This window comes from Pseudomonas sp. GM24 (assembly GCF_000282235.1).
GTDB lineage: Bacteria > Pseudomonadota > Gammaproteobacteria > Pseudomonadales > Pseudomonadaceae > Aquipseudomonas.
In genome coordinates this window covers 1-2,535 of the sequence record NZ_AKJR01000005.1, presented here as the reverse complement: position 1 = coordinate 2,535, position 2,535 = coordinate 1, and the positions used below count along the sequence as shown (strand labels likewise).

The following is a 2,535-nucleotide window of genomic DNA, read 5'->3' as shown; positions in this document are numbered from 1 at the left end:
GGTCACTTTCACTAGGCTCGGCGCAAGGCCGAAAGCAGCAACAAGGGAGGCAGCACGTCCCGAAGGGCTGGCACAAAGAATCACCATCCTCCGCAACCTCATACCGAGGATCCGGAGTTTTTGTCGAGCTAAAATCGGCTATAGGAACTGTAATTGAAGGCCTCGACCCTCGTATTTTTCGCACTTTATTACACGGGTATCAGCGCAGCGTTTGCCGATGACTCACAGGCGCCAAACGACAATCGCGGGCCAGCAGGCATCGTCGCCGGTGAGCGTTTGGCTGCGGCCAAATCCAAGCTAGTCAAACAAGGCTGGAAGCCGACGCGGATGCATACCAACGACGGCTATGAATACAGTGGCGTGGAGAAGGAGCTGGCTACACGCAAGTTCTTCGAACTGGATACCTGCTCGTTTGATAGCTCGCGTTGCATCTTGTACTACGCGAAGAAAGGAACTTGCCTACGCGTCGATACCATCGGAGAGCAGTTCAATGACATGACGGTGACGCGATGGACCCGCGAATGTCCTGAAGCGCCTCAATAACCACACGAAAACGGCACGGTAATAATCAACTGCTCCCACAGGTGTCAGCGTCGTACGCAACATTTGCCATCAGCATAAAATCCTGTGGGAACGAGCTTGCTCGCGAAAGCGCCAGAATGAACACCCGATCAATCACCGGCTGATCCCGACACCCGCATCACTCCGGCAATTGCAAATTATCCAGCGCCCGATTCACCGCCAACTCCCCGAGCATGATCAACTGCGCAATCCCAGCCAGCGCCTGGCGCTGCGATGCCGGCAACAGGCTGGAGACGTTCTGGGCGATGGTTTTGGCCGAAGCGAGTGTTGCACTGGCATCGACCAGCAGTTCTTCGGTTTTGTTGTCCGCCGTCACGGCATACATCCCACGTTTTTTACGTGGCGGCGTGGAACCGGGCGGACAGAGGTAATGGTCGAGCGCGCGGTCGGCGGCTTCGTGGAGTTTTTTGGAATCGATGGATTCGTAGGGGGAAACCGAGGCGGTTTCGGGCGGGTTGGGTGTTGGTTTGATCATGGTGAAGCTCCTTGATGACTGGAGCCGCCACCGTTCGCGGTCAAACAAACAGGGTGGCAGCTGTACGCGGGTTGACCGACCGGACATCAAGGAATCCGGCACACCCGAAGGTGTCCCACGCACAGCCACCGCGACATGATTTCAGACAATGCCTGAACACGTGCAGAACGCTGGCGCGCCTTGATATTGGGCGGACGGTCAAATCCGATCGCTGATTCGTCAGCGACCGCACCAAGATAGAACTCGCCCCCAAGGCGCACAAGCCGGCGGATTCTGGCGTAGCTGTAGGCAAAGGCGCAAGGATATGTAGCCTGAGAGAGTGTCTGGAGATGTCTTTTTAAACGTTGGTGTTTATCGGGAACGAATCCCGTAACACCTCTCGGAATAGATCCGCCCACATCCCTAGCGAAATGCTCAACCCCGCAGCCCATCAAAACCCAGCTCGCCGCAAAACCGTGCTTCTCTGCCGTCTGGCCCTCTACCCTTCTGACGCCCAGCGACTGAGTTACCGGAAGTGCTCAGGATGACTATGCTGGTGACTTACCCAACTGGAAAAATAGTCCGGCGATGCCAAATTCAAGGTTGATGCGTAGAACGCAAAACACCCATCAGACTTCAAGTCGACCGGGCAAATAAAGCAACGGAGTGCGAGATGAAAATCATCGCTTTTTTAGCCATTTATCTCGCAGGTGGGGTCGCCCTGTTTCCTTTCCTCGACCTCATGCGTCCCGTAGGGGTTTTACTCGACCATTTCTACTCACAAATTTTCCTCGGTTCCGGCGCTGACGTAGCAGAACGCCTAAGCCTGAGCTTTATCTACGCAAGTCTGTTTCATCTGGTGTGGTCGGCTTTATTTTCTGAGTCTGCAAAAAACTGGGTATCCACGATTAGCTTCAGAGACCTTTGCTATCTCGCCTTACGATGTCTGAGTTTTTTTGGCGTCAGCCTGATAAGTCTCGGGCTGGTTGGAATAACCAGCCAAAAAGTGCCCCGTACGGACTTTCATCAATATTTCACTTTTTTGGTGATCTGCATGCTTCTGGGTCTTTGGGCGTGGTCGCTCAAGGATTTTCTGGTGGCAGCCTTTCATTGCACCGGAAGAAGAATCACAGGAACGACTAAATAAAAGCAGGCAATAACCCAGGTCACTTTCACTAGGCTCGGCGCAAGGCCGAAAGCAGCAACAAGGGAGGCAGCACGTCCCGAAGGGCTGGCACAAAGAATCACCATCCTCCGCAACCTCATACCGAGGATCCGGAGTTTTTGTCGAGCTAAAATCGGCTATAGGAACTGTAATTGAAGGCCTCGACCCTCGTATTTTTCGCACTTTATTACACGGGTATCAGCGCAGCGTTTGCCGATGACTCACAGGCGCCAAACGACAATCGCGGGCCAGCAGGCATCGTCGCCGGTGAGCGTTTGGCTGCGGCCAAATCCAAGCTAGTCAAACAAGGCTGGAAGCCGACGCGGATGCATAC

At 54.2% G+C, this 2,535-nt stretch carries 3 protein-coding genes and 1 pseudogene; 3 read left to right on the top strand and 1 reads right to left on the bottom strand.

Annotated elements, in window-relative coordinates; genetic code table 11:
• Window positions 1-153: 153 nt before the first annotated feature.
• A complete protein-coding gene (locus PMI23_RS00195; protein ID WP_007919057.1) occupies window positions 154-543 on the top strand; it encodes a hypothetical protein in 390 nt (129 codons plus the stop codon).
• A 157-nt stretch (window positions 544-700) separates the two neighbouring features.
• Here the strand turns inward: PMI23_RS00195 and PMI23_RS00190 are convergent, their stop codons facing one another.
• The gene (locus PMI23_RS00190; protein WP_007949580.1) at window positions 701-1,057 is read right to left on the bottom strand and encodes a DUF6124 family protein; all 357 of its coding nucleotides are present in this window, start codon (window positions 1,055-1,057) and stop codon (window positions 701-703) included.
• A 652-nt stretch (window positions 1,058-1,709) separates the two neighbouring features.
• Here PMI23_RS00190 and PMI23_RS00185 point away from each other — a divergent pair.
• Both PMI23_RS00185 and PMI23_RS29945 read left to right on the top strand, forming a co-directional pair.
• On the top strand, window positions 1,710-2,183 hold the full coding sequence (locus tag PMI23_RS00185; protein ID WP_007919055.1) for a hypothetical protein: 474 nt from the start codon (window positions 1,710-1,712) through the stop codon (window positions 2,181-2,183).
• Window positions 2,184-2,353: 170 nt separating this feature from the next.
• A pseudogene (locus PMI23_RS29945) lies at window positions 2,354-2,535 on the top strand (hypothetical protein); the annotation flags it as partial.

Coding starts and splice junctions, on each gene's coding strand:
- PMI23_RS00190 (WP_007949580.1), bottom strand. CDS start 1,057: ATGATCAAACCAACACCCAACCCGCCCGAAACCGCCTCGGTTTCCCCC.
- PMI23_RS00185 (WP_007919055.1), top strand. CDS start 1,710: ATGAAAATCATCGCTTTTTTAGCCATTTATCTCGCAGGTGGGGTCGCC.